The sequence below is a fragment of the Rhizobium sp. 2MFCol3.1 genome (assembly GCF_000377565.1).
GTDB lineage: Bacteria > Pseudomonadota > Alphaproteobacteria > Rhizobiales > Rhizobiaceae > Rhizobium.
The window spans coordinates 183649-198314 of sequence record NZ_KB898353.1 but is presented as its reverse complement, the minus strand read 5'-3'; the positions used below and the strand labels follow the sequence as shown (position 1 = coordinate 198314).

The 14666-nt window shown below is 62.9% G+C and carries 15 protein-coding genes; 7 read left to right on the top strand and 8 right to left on the bottom strand.

What is annotated here, in order from left to right; genetic code table 11:
* Window positions 1-47 precede the first annotated feature (47 nt).
* The 3 genes from D460_RS0100935 to D460_RS0100925 all read right to left on the bottom strand — a co-directional run bounded on the left by D460_RS0100935 (window position 48) and on the right by D460_RS0100925 (window position 2477).
* Window positions 48-650, bottom strand: a complete 603-nt coding sequence (locus tag D460_RS0100935) for a DsbA family protein (protein ID WP_018896608.1) — start codon at window positions 648-650, stop codon at window positions 48-50.
* 80 nt (window positions 651-730) lie between these two features.
* On the bottom strand, window positions 731-1705 hold the full coding sequence (locus tag D460_RS0100930; protein WP_018896607.1) for an NAD(P)-dependent oxidoreductase: 975 nt from the start codon (window positions 1703-1705) through the stop codon (window positions 731-733).
* A gap of 226 nt (window positions 1706-1931) precedes the next feature.
* Entirely contained in the window at window positions 1932-2477 is a 546-nt protein-coding gene (locus tag D460_RS0100925) for a TetR/AcrR family transcriptional regulator (protein WP_026282650.1), read from the bottom strand.
* A gap of 228 nt (window positions 2478-2705) precedes the next feature.
* Between D460_RS0100925 and D460_RS0100920 the strand changes: the two genes are divergently transcribed.
* The 6 genes from D460_RS0100920 to D460_RS32370 all read left to right on the top strand — a co-directional run bounded on the left by D460_RS0100920 (window position 2706) and on the right by D460_RS32370 (window position 9206).
* Window positions 2706-3638 carry a hypothetical protein gene (locus D460_RS0100920; RefSeq protein ID WP_245267701.1) on the top strand — a complete coding sequence of 311 codons (933 nt, stop codon included), beginning with the start codon at window positions 2706-2708 and terminating at the stop codon, window positions 3636-3638.
* 69 nt (window positions 3639-3707) lie between these two features.
* Window positions 3708-4679 (top strand): quinolinate synthase NadA, encoded by a 972-nt coding sequence (gene nadA / locus D460_RS0100915; RefSeq protein ID WP_018896604.1) that lies wholly within the window; start codon window positions 3708-3710, stop codon window positions 4677-4679.
* Window positions 4676-6229, top strand: a complete 1554-nt coding sequence (locus tag D460_RS0100910; RefSeq protein WP_018896603.1) for an L-aspartate oxidase — start codon at window positions 4676-4678, stop codon at window positions 6227-6229. Before nadA ends, D460_RS0100910 begins: the two co-directional genes overlap by 4 nt.
* Before the next feature lie 11 nt (window positions 6230-6240).
* Entirely contained in the window at window positions 6241-7089 is an 849-nt protein-coding gene (gene nadC, locus D460_RS0100905; RefSeq protein ID WP_026282649.1) for a carboxylating nicotinate-nucleotide diphosphorylase, read from the top strand.
* 111 nt (window positions 7090-7200) lie between these two features.
* A complete protein-coding gene (locus D460_RS0100900) occupies window positions 7201-7953 on the top strand; it encodes a metallophosphoesterase (protein ID WP_018896601.1) in 753 nt (250 codons plus the stop codon).
* A gap of 134 nt (window positions 7954-8087) precedes the next feature.
* Window positions 8088-9206, top strand: a complete 1119-nt coding sequence (locus D460_RS32370; RefSeq protein ID WP_018896600.1) for an OpgC domain-containing protein — start codon at window positions 8088-8090, stop codon at window positions 9204-9206.
* 23 nt (window positions 9207-9229) lie between these two features.
* Here D460_RS32370 and D460_RS0100890 read toward each other — a convergent pair whose 3' ends face one another.
* The gene (locus tag D460_RS0100890; protein ID WP_018896599.1) at window positions 9230-9745 is read right to left on the bottom strand and encodes a MarR family transcriptional regulator; all 516 of its coding nucleotides are present in this window, start codon (window positions 9743-9745) and stop codon (window positions 9230-9232) included.
* Between the two features lie 117 nt (window positions 9746-9862).
* On the bottom strand, window positions 9863-10330 hold the full coding sequence (locus D460_RS0100885; protein ID WP_018896598.1) for a hypothetical protein: 468 nt from the start codon (window positions 10328-10330) through the stop codon (window positions 9863-9865).
* 447 nt (window positions 10331-10777) lie between these two features.
* Here D460_RS0100885 and D460_RS32365 point away from each other — a divergent pair, with 447 nt between their 5' ends.
* Window positions 10778-11221 (top strand): DoxX family protein, encoded by a 444-nt coding sequence (locus D460_RS32365; protein WP_018896597.1) that lies wholly within the window; start codon window positions 10778-10780, stop codon window positions 11219-11221.
* 116 nt (window positions 11222-11337) lie between these two features.
* Here D460_RS32365 and D460_RS0100875 read toward each other — a convergent pair whose 3' ends face one another.
* The 3 genes from D460_RS0100875 to D460_RS0100865 all read right to left on the bottom strand — a co-directional run bounded on the left by D460_RS0100875 (window position 11338) and on the right by D460_RS0100865 (window position 14615).
* Window positions 11338-12354, bottom strand: coding sequence for an Ldh family oxidoreductase (locus D460_RS0100875; protein WP_018896596.1), 1017 nt, complete (start codon window positions 12352-12354; stop codon window positions 11338-11340).
* A 1-nt stretch (window position 12355) separates the two neighbouring features.
* The gene (locus D460_RS0100870; protein WP_018896595.1) at window positions 12356-13540 is read right to left on the bottom strand and encodes a M20 aminoacylase family protein; all 1185 of its coding nucleotides are present in this window, start codon (window positions 13538-13540) and stop codon (window positions 12356-12358) included.
* A 175-nt stretch (window positions 13541-13715) separates the two neighbouring features.
* The gene (locus D460_RS0100865; protein ID WP_018896594.1) at window positions 13716-14615 is read right to left on the bottom strand and encodes a LysR family transcriptional regulator; all 900 of its coding nucleotides are present in this window, start codon (window positions 14613-14615) and stop codon (window positions 13716-13718) included.
* Window positions 14616-14666 lie beyond the last annotated feature (51 nt).

Sequence of the window (14666 nt, the reverse complement as noted above, 5' to 3'; positions counted from 1 at the left end):
GCAAACAAGTCGGGCCGCACGTCTGTGAAGCCCGGCTTGGTATCGGGTCAGGCGACCAGCCTGTCGCCCTTGAGGTGACGCTCGAGGAAGGGAAGGCTGTCCTGGCCCCAGTAGAGCTCGCCCTCGTAGCGGTAGGTCGGCAGGCCGAAGACGCCGGCTGCCTTGGCGGTTTCGTAATTGGCCTTCCAGACCGCCTGCACGGCCTCGCTCGCCCCCTGCTCGTCCAATGCCGCGCCGTCGAAACCCTCGCCATCGGCGATAGCGCGCCGAACAGCGGCGTTGCCGATATCCTCGCCGCCGGTCCAGAAGGCCTCCTGCAGCGCGCTCGCGAGCTTCAGCCAGTCCTGGCCGTTCTCGATCGCGGCGATCAGCATGAAGCCGGCGGGCGTTGGGTCGGAAAGGGCTCCGCGGTTTTCGAAGTTCAGCACCTTGCCGCGCAGGGCCGCCCAGCGCTTCAGGTCTTTCATCCAGTAGGCGCGGCGCGCCTCCGGGCGGTTGCGCGAATAGATGCCGCCATTGTCCTCGATCAGCGGAATGACATAGGGCTTGATCACGGCATTCTGCTTTGCAGCGAGTTCGGCGAATGGGGCGAGGCCGATGAAGGCCCAGGGCGAGCCGACGCCGAAGAAGTAGTCGATGGTCTTTGTCATTTGGTGTCCTCTGGATGGTGTTGTCGCCGTTGGCCATGGGCCGTGTTGAGTTGCAAACTCATTCCTCCCGCCCTGCGATGTCAGTATCCGCGTGCGGCTACGACGACATCGGTGAGCGTCTCTCCCGCCAGATAACGGTCGAGATTGCCGTGCAGCTTGGCGGCGATGCGCTCCGCATTGTCTTCCGACGACCAGGAGATGTGCGGCGTCAGGCGAATTCTCGGATGAGCATAAAAGACGTGACCTTGTGGCAGCGGCTCGGGCGCGGTCACATCGAGCGTGGCGGCCGAGACCTGGCCGTTGTCGAGCGCTGCCAGCAGGGCCTCGTCGTCGAGCACCTCGCCGCGGCAGATATTGATGACATGCAGACCGGGCTTGGCTGCCGCAAAGATCTCCGCGTTGACCGAGCGCCGGGTGGCCTGCGTCAGCGGCACGGCCAGAACGAGGTGATCGACCGAGCTGACCATCTCTTTCAGCGATGAGAAGAAGTTGACGTTGCCGACTTCCTGCGATGCCTCGCGCTTGACGGCGGAGACGGTCATGCCGAGCGCGTTGAGCTTTTCCGCGGCCCGGCGACCGATCGCGCCGTAACCGTATATGCCGACCGATTTGCCGGAGACGAGGCCGAGCGTGCGCTTCGTCCATTCGTCGGCGGAGCGCGCGAGCAGGCCGTCGAACATCTGCTTTTCGTGGGCGAAGATAGTGGCGACCACATACTCCGCGATTGCCTCGGCCGAAATGCCGCGACCGGTGGTGACCAGCGGTACCTCGAAAACCCAATCGGGAAATGCATCGATACCGGCCGACGCGATCTGCACCCATTTCAGGTTGAACGGCCAGCCATCGGGCTTCCGCCGGGGGGCTGAGTCCCAGCCGCGAAAGAAGGTGAAAAGGAAGTCCGCATCCTTCGGCACATCCCATGCCGGAGCGGTGTCGCAATAGGTGAGAACCTTGGGCCGGCTTGTATGAGCGCTCAGCTTTTCGGCCTGCTTGGGGTCCAGGTTGCAGGCGATAACGGGCGGCCGGTTTTCGGTCCAGCCGGTCTTTGATGACATGATGTGAGCCCCATTGCGCAATTCGTCTTATCGTTCCAATCTACGATGTAGAACGATCGTTCTAGTCGGGGCTATTTATGGCATGAATCGGCTTTCTTCGAAGGAACAGCGTTCCAATTGCTGCTCGCAATCTGGAATATTTTCCGGGTGGTTAGGCTTGGGGTTGCGGCGCGCGCCCTGCGGATCAGGAGAGCGTTGCGTGCGTTTTCCTGCTGGTCGTAGCCGCTCAGGCGTCCGACATGAGATGGGCTGCGATCGACCGGGCGGTCGTGGCTGCTCCAGCCTCGCGCCGCAAGGCGGAACTTGCCAATGCGCCCTCGTAAAGCAGGAGCAGCTGCTCGGCGAGGGCCTCGTCGGGCTTCGGCATCAGGCTGAGGAAGAAGCTCTTCAGAAAGTCCTTGTGACTGCGCGCCGCGCTCTGGATTTTCGCCGATTGTGGATTCTCGATCGCCGCCAGGAAGAAGGCGCAGCCGCGGAAATTTTCCGCGCTGGTCTTCTGCTCGAGGTTGGAAAAGATTTCGAGCGCCGCCTCCGGCCCGGTTCGATCTCCCACCACCTGCGCAAGCTGGTCGCGCACCGCCTGATCGCGCTGCTGCAGATAGGCGACGATCATGTCTTCCTTGTTCGCGAAGTGCCGGTAGAAGGTGACCCTCGTCGTCTGCAGATGCTTGATCAGCTCCGCCATTCCGACGAGATAGGTGCCGTTGGCATAGAAAATGTCACCCAGCCGGGCGAGCAGATCGTCGCGGCTGGACTTTGTCTCCAAAGACATTTCATCGCCTCGCAGCTTCGTTCAATGCAAGGCAGACACTCTTGGAGGTCCAGCCCAAAACGGTCAATACCCGATATTGCCACGGTGTTGGCGGTACGCAGAACGGGGTTCGGACTTTCGCGGCCCTATCCCGATCGTTTGCATCCGGCGTGAACTTGCCTCGCATCGCCTCATCGTGAGAGAAGGGGCGCATCACACACGCCAGCAAGGATACACGCTTTGACCGTCATGCATGCCCATACCGAGCTGATCGCCGTTCTGACCGCGGTCACGGGTGCGGAGCCGCGGGTGATGACGGTTCGTTCGGGCAATGCGCTTCCGTCGGGCCCGTTCGAGCTCGGCCACCGCAGCCTGCAATCGGGGCTGCGCGAGTGGGTGGGGGATCAGACGGGGCATCCGGTGGGATATCTTGAGCAGCTTTATACCTTCGCCGACCGCGACCGGTCCTCGTTCGAAGGCCAAGGCGAAGGCCAAGGCGAGAGCCAGGGCGAGGGCGAAGGGCGCAGGACAATTTCGATCAGCTATCTCGGTCTTGTCCGCGAGCAGGCAGCGCCCGGCGCCGGCAAGCCGGGCTGGCATGGATGGTACGAGTATTTCCCCTGGGAAGACCATCGAAGCGGTAGGCCGGAGGCTCTCCTTTCCATCGCCGAGCGCCTGCGCGAATGGGCGGCGAGCGAGCCATCGCGGCGCGACAATCGCCAGCGCCGGGTCGATTTCGCCTTCGGGCTGAATGGCGCCGCCTGGAACGAGGATCTGGCGCTGCAGCGCTATGAGATGCTCTATGAGGCCGAGATCGTGGCGGAGGCCGGCGCGAAGGCGGATCACGCAACCGGGCGCGCGATGTTTGCCGATCACCGCCGGATCCTGGCGACCGGGATCGCCCGCCTGCGCGCCAAGATCAAGTACCGCCCCGTCGTCTTCGAACTCATGCCGGAGAATTTCACGCTGCTGCAGCTTCAGCGGACGATCGAGGCTTTGGCGGGGTTGACGCTCCACAAGCCGAACTTCCGCCGCCTGATCGATCAGCAGGAGCTGATCGAGGAAACCGGCGGCATGACCAGCGAGACCGGCGGCCGCCCGGCCAAGCTTTTCCGCTACCGGCATGCGGTGCTCGAGGAGCGCGCGCTATCGGGTTCGAAACTTCCTCTCTCCCGCAATTGACATAAACTCGAATCGAGAATATCTATTTGCCCGAGATATACTCATTGCGAGTATAAAGGGAGCAGTAGAATGAATTCGCCGATTTCCATGTCGTCGCTCTATGAGCGCGTTCGCCGAGTCATGCCTGAAGCCGAGTGGCATTCCCACCAGGCGGATGTCGAGGCAATCCTCGAATTGAAGCGCCGGCGCAATGCCGTGATCCTCGCCCATAACTACCAGACGCCGGAAATCTTTCACGGTGTCGCGGATATCGTCGGCGACAGTCTGGCGCTGGCGCGCAAGGCGATTGATGTCGAGGCGGATGTGATCGTGCTGGCCGGCGTCCACTTCATGGCCGAGACCGCCAAGCTCCTGAACCCGGAAAAGACCGTGCTGATCCCGGATATGGCGGCGGGCTGTTCGCTGGCGGATTCGATCACGCCCGAGGATATCGCGCTTCTTCGCCAGGCCCATCCCGGCGTTCCCGTCATCACCTATGTCAACACATCGGCGGCCGTCAAAGCCGCGTCCGACATCTGCTGCACCTCGGGCAACGCCAAGAAGGTGGTGGAATCGCTCGGCGTGCCGAAGGTGCTGATGATCCCGGACGAATATCTGGCGCAGAACGTCGCGCGCGAGACCAATGTGGAGATCATCGCCTGGCACGGCCACTGCGAGGTGCATGAGCTTTTCAACGCGCAGGATGTGCGCGACCTGCGTGAGGCGCATCCCGGCATCATCATTCTTGCGCATCCGGAATGCCCGCCGGAGGTCGTCGCGGAAGCCGATTTCGCCGGGTCGACGGCGGTCATGTCGGATTATGTCGGCGACAAGAAGCCCGCTCGCGTCGTGCTTCTGACGGAATGCTCGATGAGCGACAACGTCGCCGTCGACCACCCGGATGTGGACTTCATTCGCCCCTGCAATCTCTGCCCGCACATGAAGCGCATCACGCTCGGCAATATCCGCCAGGCGTTGGAAAACAATCTCCATGAGGTGACCGTCGATCCCGCGATCGCCGCCGACGCGCGGCGTGCGGTCGAGAGGATGCTCGCGGTATGACCGAGCATCTCGATCAATTCGCCGGACATGTCGCGGTGGTCGGCAGCGGATTGGCCGGGTTGATCACCGCGCTGATGCTCGCGCCGCAGCCGGTCGTGCTTTTGACGCGGGCCGGACTTGGCGGGGAGACATCGAGCGCCTGGGCGCAGGGCGGAATTGCGGCCAGCCTCGGCGATGACGACAGCGTCGAGCTGCATCTTGCCGATACGCTGGCAGCCGGCGACGGATTATGCGACGCCGATGCCGCAGCCGCAATCCTCGGCGATGCACCGCGGGCGATCGCGGCGCTGGAGGCATTCGGCGTGGATTTCGACCGGGGCCCCGATGGTGCCTATCTGCTCGGGCTGGAGGCCGCCCATTCGCGCCGCCGCATCGTGCATGTCGCCGGAGACGGATCGGGTGCGGCGATCGTGCGCGCGCTCGTCGAAAGGGTCCGGCAGACGCCGTCGATCACTGTGGTCGAGGGCGTCGAGGTCCGACGGTTGCTGCAGACGGATGGGAAGTTGTCCGGCCTGCTCTGCGCGACGCCAGCGGGCGCCACCATCATCCCCGCAACACGGATTGTTCTGGCGACTGGCGGGGTTGGTGGCCTCTATGAAGCGACCACGACGCCGACGGGCAATTACGGCCAGGGCATCGTGCTTGCCGCTCGCGCCGGCGCGGAACTGGCCGATATGGAATTCGTGCAATTCCATCCGACGGCCCTCAATGCCGCCAACTGGTCCGCCGGCCGTCCGCTTGGCCTGATCAGCGAGGCGGTGCGCGGCGAAGGCGCAATTCTCGTCAACGAGAAACGCGAGCGTTTCCTCGCAGATCAGCCCGGTGCCGAACTCGCGCCACGCGATATTGTCGCGCGCGCCATCAGCGCCGAGATCCGAAGAGGTGGTCGCGTGTTTCTCGATGCTCGCGAGGCGCTCGGGCAGAGATTCCCCGACCGCTTCCCGGGGATCACGCGGCTTTGCCGGCAGGCGGGGCTCGATCCGGCACGTGAGCCCATCCCGGTGCGCCCGGCCGTGCACTATCACATGGGCGGCGTGGCGACCGACCTCGATGGGCGCAGCACGGTCGAGGGCCTTTGGGTCGTGGGCGAGGCGGCATCGACCGGACTGCACGGCGCCAACCGGCTGGCCAGCAACTCGCTGCTGGAGGCGGCGGTGATGGGCATGCGGGCGGCCCGCGATATTCTCGCGACACCGGCACCGGTCGCTCGACCATGCGTCGCCGAGCGCCTGCCTGTCCCATCGGATCTCTCGGCGGTCCGCCCCATCGTCTCGCATGGCCTCGGCGTCTTGCGCAATGCCGGCGCGATCGATGGTGTGATCGCCAGCCTGCTGCCGCTTGCATTGGGCGACGGGCCGTCGGCGGATCCAGCACTCGTTGCGCTCTCGATCGCCGTCTTCGCCGCCTTGCGCGAGGAATCGCGCGGCGCCCATGCCCGCACCGATTATCCGCTGCGGCTTGCCGATGCCCGGCGGCGCACCATGACCCTCACGTCCATTCTCGAAGCCGCGCACCTGTCGGCGCCGCAATCCCTTGCTCATACCGCTTGAAGAGTGAAACCATCATGCTTGCTTCTCTTCCCCGCATCGTCATCGAACCGGCCATCCGCAACGCGCTTCTGGAAGACCTCGGCCTTGCCGGCGATATCACCTCGACGGCCGTCATTCCCGCCGATCATCGCTCGCGGCTTGCCATGGTCAGCCGCAAACATGGCGTCGTCGCCGGTCTCGATGCCGCCGAGCTCGCCTTTCAGCTCGTCGACCCCGCAGTTTCGATGATCCGCCACCTGGATGACTGCGCTGCGCTCAAGCCCGGCGATATCATCGCGACCATCGAAGGCCCGTCGCGCGCGCTTTTGACCGGTGAGCGCACTGCGCTCAATTTCCTCGGCCATCTCTCGGGTATCGCCACCGTCACCGCCGGGATCGTCGAGGCGGTATCGGCCACCAAGGCGTCGGTCGTCTGCACCCGCAAAACGACGCCGGGGCTGAGGGCGCTGGAGAAATACGCGGTCCGGGCCGGGGGCGGCATGAACCACCGCTTCGCACTCAATGACGCGGTGCTGATAAAGGACAACCACGTTGCGATCGCCGGCGGCGTTGGCGAAGCCATCCGCCGCGCCAAGGCGGGCGTCGGCCACATGGTCAAGATCGAGGTGGAAGTCGATACGCTCGAACAGCTGCGCGATGTCATGGAGATCGGCGTGGACGCCGTGCTTCTCGACAATATGACGCCGGGTGAGCTGCGTGAAGCTGTGGAGATCGTCGCGGGGCGGGCGATTACGGAGGCGTCGGGCAATATCAATCCGGCGACCGCGGCCGAGATTGCCGCCTCTGGCGTCGACCTCCTGTCGGTCGGCTGGATCACGCACAGCGCCCCGGTGCTCGATATCGGGCTCGACTATCTCTAGGGCCGCGGGACGTTATATGCGTCCCATCACCTTGCGGAGCGGCCGAGCCATGGCGTAGATGCTTGTCATCAGGCGGAGCGGTTGCGCTCCGCGCGGGAGAATCGACTCAGCATGACAGACGATGCACTGCCCTTGATCTACGCCATCGCCGACATTCATGGGCGTGCCGATCTCCTCGAAACCATGCTGCATCACATCGCAGATGTCGCGAACAAGGGTGCGACGAAGCCTATCGTGCTTTTCCTGGGAGACCTGATTGATCGCGGGCCACGCAGTCCCCAAGTACTCGATCTCGTCACTTCGACGCTCGACCTTTATCCGGGTTCGGCCCTGATCCTCGGCAATCACGACTTCTACCTGCGCGCATTGCTGCGCGAGGAGCTTGCGCCTGAGGATGCCGTCAACTGGATGGACTGGGGCGGCGTGGCAACCGTCAGCGCCTATTCCAGCCGGCCGGTACCCGACTTCAAGGGCATCGCGGCGGACATTCGCGACGCATTCCCCGGTCATATCGATCTCTTGAACAACGCGCTGACCTACCGGCAAATCGGACGCTACTGCTTCGTCCACGCGGGCATCCGCCCCGGGGTCGCGCTGGCGGAACAGACGGATTACGATCTCCGGTGGATACGGGCAGGGTTCCTCGACCATGCCGATCCCTTCGATCACATCGTGGTGCACGGCCATACGATCACCAATTCGCTGCGCCCCGAGGTTTACGACAATCGCATCGCGCTCGATACCGCAGCCTACAGGACCGGTCGCCTGACCGCCGCCGTCATCCGTCACGACAGGCTCTCGCATTTCGCCTGCACCAAGCTGATGCCATCGGGCGAGATCGCCATCGAGGATTGGCCGGCCTGATCGCCGCTTCTGTTTGCTGTGCGTCCGGCCTGTCGATGTCGGAAACGTGAACCGCTCGTTCATGTAGGCTTCATCGAGCGGTTGCTACCGTGGGTTCATCGACAACAGCAATGAATCAGCGGGACAAGTTAACCATGCAGCACCCTGCCGCTCCAACGGCCGGCCGAGATCCGCGCCTTGATTTCTTCCGTGGCCTGGCCCTGGTGATGATCTTCATCAACCACGTGCCCGGCAACATGATGGAAGGCGTCACGTCGAAGAACTTCGGTTTTTCGGATGCGGCCGAGGCTTTCGTGCTGATGTCCGGCATGTCCGCCGGTCTTGCCTATTCAAATGCCTATGCCCGCGACCGCATTCATGCGGTTGCTCGTATCCTGCGTCGCGCAGGCCGGCTTTACAGCGTTCATTTGCTGACCACGGTGCTTGCTGTCATCGTCCTGATGGCGGGTCATAACTTCCTCGGCACAACTGCGCTTTCGGAACGCGTCAACATGGTTTCCTACCTGGAAGCGCCGTGGACGACGGCGCTCGGCGTTCTCGGGATGACGCATCAGTTGGGCTATTTCAACATTCTGCCGCTTTACATGCTACTGCTCGCGGCACCGCCTGTCTTCCTCGCTTTGGCCTCACGAAGCCGCGTTCTGCTGCTCGCGGTGTCGGTATCGATCTGGGCGGTCGCCGGATGGAACAACATCAATCTCCCGAATTTCCCGACCGAAGGCACCTGGTTCCTCAATCCGTTCTCCTGGCAGCTGATCTACTGCATCGGCTTGTGCGCCGGCATTTCCGCCAAGAGAGGCGAGACCTTTGTGGGCTACAGCCCAGCCCTGATGGCCGTTGCGATCGCCTATCTCGGCTTTGCGATGTTCGTGATCCAGGGCCAGCACTATGATCTGACGGCCTGGGGTGATCATCCGGCGCTTCTGGTTGGCTTCGAAAAGGGCATCCTGCCGCTACCGCGACTGATGCATATTCTCGCGCTGGCCTACGTGATTTCGCAGATTGCCGTGTTCCGCACCATCGCGGGCAGCGCCAAGCTTGATGTCGTGTCGTTGCTTGGAAAGCAGGGCCTTGCGGTGTTTGCCTGGGGTTCGCTGGTCTGCATTTCGCTGCAGGTCCTAAGGGACGCCTATGTGTTTTCGCCCGCGGTCGATATCGCAACGCTGATTGGGGGGCTGGCGATCCAATATGCCGTCGCCCAGCGCTTGCAGACGGCAAAGGGGGCAGTCAAGAGCCAGGCGAGGATGGCCTAAAGGGCCACCAAGTGGGCGTTCTATCACTGATCGGATGACTGCCCGGGGGCTGCTGCTACATGGATCTTCTTCAGCAAGCCCTTCAGCTGCTCGAGCGCTGTGGTATCGAACTGGCGAAATTGCGCCCGGTGGACGTCGAGCAGCGGTTCGTCGATATTCGCGAGCAGCTGCTTGCCGGTATCCGACAGGATCACGCGGACGATGCGGCGGTCGCTCTTGTCGCTCCGGCGCTTGACAAGGCGGTCGCGCACGAGGCGGTCGATCAGGCGGGTGACATCGGCGCGCGGGTCTGTCATCTGGTGGCGGATCTCGTTCACCGTTGCGCCGTTCGCGCCGGCGCGCCGTATCGCGCGCAGCGCATTGTACTGCTTGCCGGATATGCCGTTGGCGGCGAAGAGATCGGCGACAGGCGCGCTCAGGATTTCCGCCGCCCTGATCAGAAAGAGATAGGCTTCCTGCTCCGCGAGGACCTTGCCTGTTTCGGCGGCGATCATCTCCGGCATGCAGAAGCTGCCGACGCTTTCAATCTCATCAGTCAATGTCGGGGCCACTTATCGTTCGCAACGGATGTTGCCTGGCGTATGCCGCAGAAAATACATCAAAATGGCGAATAGCAAAGATGCCGGTCGATCTTGCCACTGACGCGATCAAGGCCGTCAGGAACTGAGCTTCATCAGGCTTTCGCAGGCCGCCTGGTCGCCATCCATGACGGCGTTGCTGATCATCTGGTTCTTGTCCAGTGAAAGCTTGACGGTGCATGTGTGGTTGCGCGTCTTCAGCTTCAGGCTTTCGGTTTCCTCGGCGGCGCGCTGCTCGTCCTTGCCGGACACGGTGCGGATGACGCTCGGGGCCGCATAGTGTTCGGCGTAGCTCTTCTGCCAGTAGACGGTGTGACGGCCGCCAATCCGGTTCTCGCCGGTGGGCTCGCCGAGCAGGGATGTCGCCTTCGCGAGCGGCTGTCCCTGCAGCGACGTCAGTCCGCGTGACGCCGGCTCGTTCGTGGAAGAAACGCAGGCGGACGCGCCGACGAGAACGGCGCACATGGCGGCGATCCGCGGCGTTGCCGTGCGCGTGGCCTTGATCGTATCGGGGATCGTATCGGGCAGTCTAAACGAGGGCTTCATGAAGGCTCCATTGCTTGCGGCGCGAAAGACGAAGACGAGAGAGATCGCCGCCCCCGCGCGCTCGCGGGCGAAAATAGACGGTGCCGAGGGCCGATGCACTAAACGGAAATGTGATCGGCGCGAAGGGGCATGGCCTGTTGGCGCGATCTGCCTGGTTCAGTCATCGCGACGTGCTGTAAGAAATTGAAATAAATAACATATTTTTTAGACCTCTGCCGAGCCGGTGGTATCGAACGCGGCCACTCGACAACGCCTATCACTCGTTTGTTAATAACAATATCTGTTGCAAACATATATCTCATGATGCGCTAGGTCGGGATACGAAAGAGGCATCCGCCGCCACACGAAAGCTGTGACGCGGGTCTTAGAACGCAATCGGACCATCACCGGCAGATCGAACCAGTAAACGCGTCAATCCGCGTCCAGAATTCAAAAAGGAACGTCATCATGAACACCGCAGCGCTTCGTCGAATGGACATGGCAGCTCGCATCCTGATATCAATTCTCTTCCTTTACAGCGGTGTCGGCAAGCTGATGGACCCCGCGGCGGTCGCGGTACGCCTGACCGATTTCGGCTTTCCGATGCCGATGCTGATGGCCTATCTGGTGACCGCGTTCGAGCTCGGTGCGCCGATCGTCTTCATAGCGGGTTACAATCTGCTGATCGTCAGCACCCTTCTTGCCGGCTATACCGTGCTGACGGCGCTGATGTTTCATCAGTTCTGGGCGGCAGCACCTGCGCAGCAGGCAGGGCAGTCGGTCAATTTTCTGAAGAACATGGCAATCGCCGGCGGCTTCTGGTTCGTTGCCAGGAACGAACTGGTCGCTCGCCTCACATCCTCAGGCCCGACACTTCGTCTCGCCAAGGCAGGCGAGGAGAGTGGGCGCTGAGCCTGTCCGCGGCAGCCATCTGAAGGCGCCCTCTGAAATTGAAAGCCCCCGAGATCGTTTGGCGATGTCGGGGGCTTTCGGCATAGGTGGCATCCGCCCGGGTCGGTTATGGCACTTCACCCTTCGGCGAGCGCTTTGAGCTTTCCGTAGGTTTCCAAGGACAAGGGGATGCCGTCCCGCTCCGCCTTAGCGCGTGTCACATGTCTGCGGTCGCCGGGCAGCCGGTCCTGTCCGGCCTCCAGCACGAGGTCGCAGATGCCGGCAACGCGTTCGGCAAACACGTCATTGCCGCCGCGCGCGGGATCGATGACGACGAAGAACTGGCCCGTATAGGGTGTCTGCGCGCCCTTGTGGCCGCTCCAGTCGAACTCGCCGGAGAAATAGCCACCGGTGAGCGCGGCGCTGAGGATCTCGACCATCAGTGCGATCGAATTGCCCTTGTGTCCGCCGAAGGGAAGCAGCGCGCCGCCATCCAGGATTTCTTTCGGGTCGTTGGTTGGCTGGCCGTCGCGGTCGACCCCCATGCCGGGTTTCAGCTCATGGCCGGCGCGCGCGGCGATCTGCACATCGCCATGGGCGATGGCCGACGAGGCTTGATCGAACACGAAGGGAGCAGCACCGGCGCGCGGCGAGGCGAAGGCAACGGGGTTGGTGCCGAACACCGCCTTCTTGCCACCATGCGGCACAACGCAGGCCATGCTGTTGACGACGCTGAGGGCCACGAAGCCCTCTTCGGCGAACGGCTCGACATCAGGCCATAGCGCGCTGAAATGATGCGAGCGCCGGATGGCGAGAACCGCGACGCCGTTTGTCTTGACCTTCTCGATCAACAGCGGTTTGGCCGCGAAGAACGCCGGCTGCGTGAAGCCGCCCTTGGCATCGACGCGCACAAAGGCCGGCCCGACATCCTCGATCTCGGCGACTGCCTTGCCATCGACCCAGCCGCTGTTCAGCGACGAGACGTAGCCCGGCATGCGAAAGACGCCGTGGCTAAGTGAGCCGTCACGCTCGCAGCCTGCGCAATTTTCCGCAAGGATCTTGGCATTGTGCTCGGACACGCCGTTCTTGACGAAAATCTGCTCGAGCAGGGAGACGAGATCGGCATAGCTCAGACGGACAGTGTTGTCGCTCATCTCATTCTCCCGCCGCGCCGTTCAGGCGCTGATCGACCAGCGACAGCCAGTAGCGGACACCGTGGACGATGGCGCCGTCGTTGAAATCATAGGCGGGGTTGTGGAGATCGGCGCTGTCGCCGTTGCCGAGCCAGATGAGCGCGCCGGGGCGCTTTTCCAGCATGTAGGAAAAGTCTTCCGAGCCCATCGTCGCCGGCCAGTCGGTATCGACGTTCTCCGCGCCGGCTACTGCCGCGGCGGCCTTCGCCGCAAGCTTCGCCTTTGCCGGATCGTTGACCGTGACAGGATAGCCCGGGCGCCAGTCGATCACGGCCTCGGAGCCGAAGGACTTCGCGGTGCTGGAGACGACCTCGCGGAACCGTCCTTCCACCATCTTGCGGGTGTCGGCGTTCATGGTGCGGATGGTTCCGCCGATGCGGATCGCGGCCGGGATGACGTTCAGCGCGCCGGCATTGCCGCCCTCGAGATAGGTCACCGAAAGAACGACGGGATCGAACGGATTGGTGAAGCGCGATGCGATCGCCTGCAGCGCCACGATCATCTGGGCTCCTGCGAGCACCGGGTCGTGCGACAGGTGCGGGTAGGCGGCATGGCCGCCCTTGCCGTTGATCGTGATCACGAAGCGGTCGCCGCCGGCCATCATCGGGCCGCTGCGGATCGCGAAGGAGCCGATATCGAGGCCCGGCTGGTTGTGCATTCCATAGACCTCCTCGATGCCGAAGCGCTCGAGCACGCCTTCCTCGATCATCACCCGCGCGCCGGCGCCGCCTTCTTCCGCCGGCTGGAAGATCAGCACGACCTTGCCGGCGAAATCGCGATTTTCCGCGAGTTGCTTGGCGGTCGCGAGCAGCATGGCGGTGTGCCCGTCATGGCCGCAGGCATGCATCATGTTCTCCACCTTCGAGGCATAAGGCAGGTTGGTCTGCTCGGACATCGGCAGCGCGTCCATATCGGAGCGCAGCGCGATCGTGCGGCCCGGCCCCTTGTTGCCGTTGATGACGGCGACCACGCCTGTCTTGGCAAGGCCGGTCACGATCTCGTCGCAGCCGAATTCTGTGAGCTTTTCCGTCACCAGCGCCGCCGTCTTCGGCAGGTCGAACAGCAGCTCGGGATGCTGGTGGATCGTCCGGCGCCAATCCTTTGCTTCATCGGCGAGGGCGGAAAGGGAAGGGGCGTCGAAGGTCATGCTTGGCTCCAGTCACTTGGCGCATGCCGCCGCCGAAGGTGGGTGATCGCGAAGACATCCGGTATCGTCTGGAGCAGCATGCGTGAAAATCGTTTTTCGATTGCGCGAAGATAGCCGCAACTGGGCGGCTTTCAACCGACTTTCGGCGATAGATCACAACTCGATTGCCATACGGTCAATCGAGCATGACCATATGGGCCGGCAACTGCTCTTCGAAAAACTTCGAGAATGTGGCGATACGCGGCGGAAGCGTCTGATAGGGCGGGTAGTAGAGCGTCAGCCAAAGCTCCGGCGGCGCCCAGCCCGGCAGCACGTGAACCAGCCGGCCGGTGCGGATATGCTCAGCGATGTGAAAGCCCGGCAGCATTGCGACACCGACGCCATCGGCCGCCATATCGGCGAGCACTTCGCCATTGTTGGCGCTGAACGCGCGTCCGGCCGAGATTGATATGCTCGATCCGCCGTCCGACAGCGCCCACGTCTCCCGCCGGCTCTCGCCGCTATAGGCGAGGCAATCGTCGGGCGTCAGTTCGTTCGGATGCTGCATCTCCGTGAAGCGGCTGCCCGGCGCCGCCACCAGGATCCTCGGGACCGCCCTGATCTTGCGCCAGATGGTGAACTTGTCCGAAGGCGCGGATGAAATGCGGATCGCGAGATCGTAGTCGTCGTCGATGATGTTGACCAAGCCGTCCGACAGCGAAACCTCGAAGCTCATCTTCGGATAGCGCTCGCGGAAGCCTGAGAGAATCGGCGTGAGGATCGTCTTTCCGAGCCAGGTCGGCGCGCTGATCCGCAGCCGCCCCTGGTCGGATTTGTGGGCGTTCTTGACGTCCTTGCGCGCGTTCTCAAGCGCTTCGACCGCCGGCTGGATCTGCGCCGCGAAGACGGCGCCGTCAGTGGTCAGCGATACCTGGCGCGTGGTGCGCACGAAGAGCTGGACACCGAGATCGTCCTCGAGTGCCGCGATCGCGCGGGTGACGGCGGCGGGTGTCATGTCGAGCTCGCGAGCGACCTGGGCGAAGTTGCGCTTTTCGGCGGCGAGCAGGAAGGTTTTCAGGGCTTTATAGTCGTTCATCTCAATTATTTCAAAAATCGCAATTCATTCGACAGGAATATTGCAATTCCG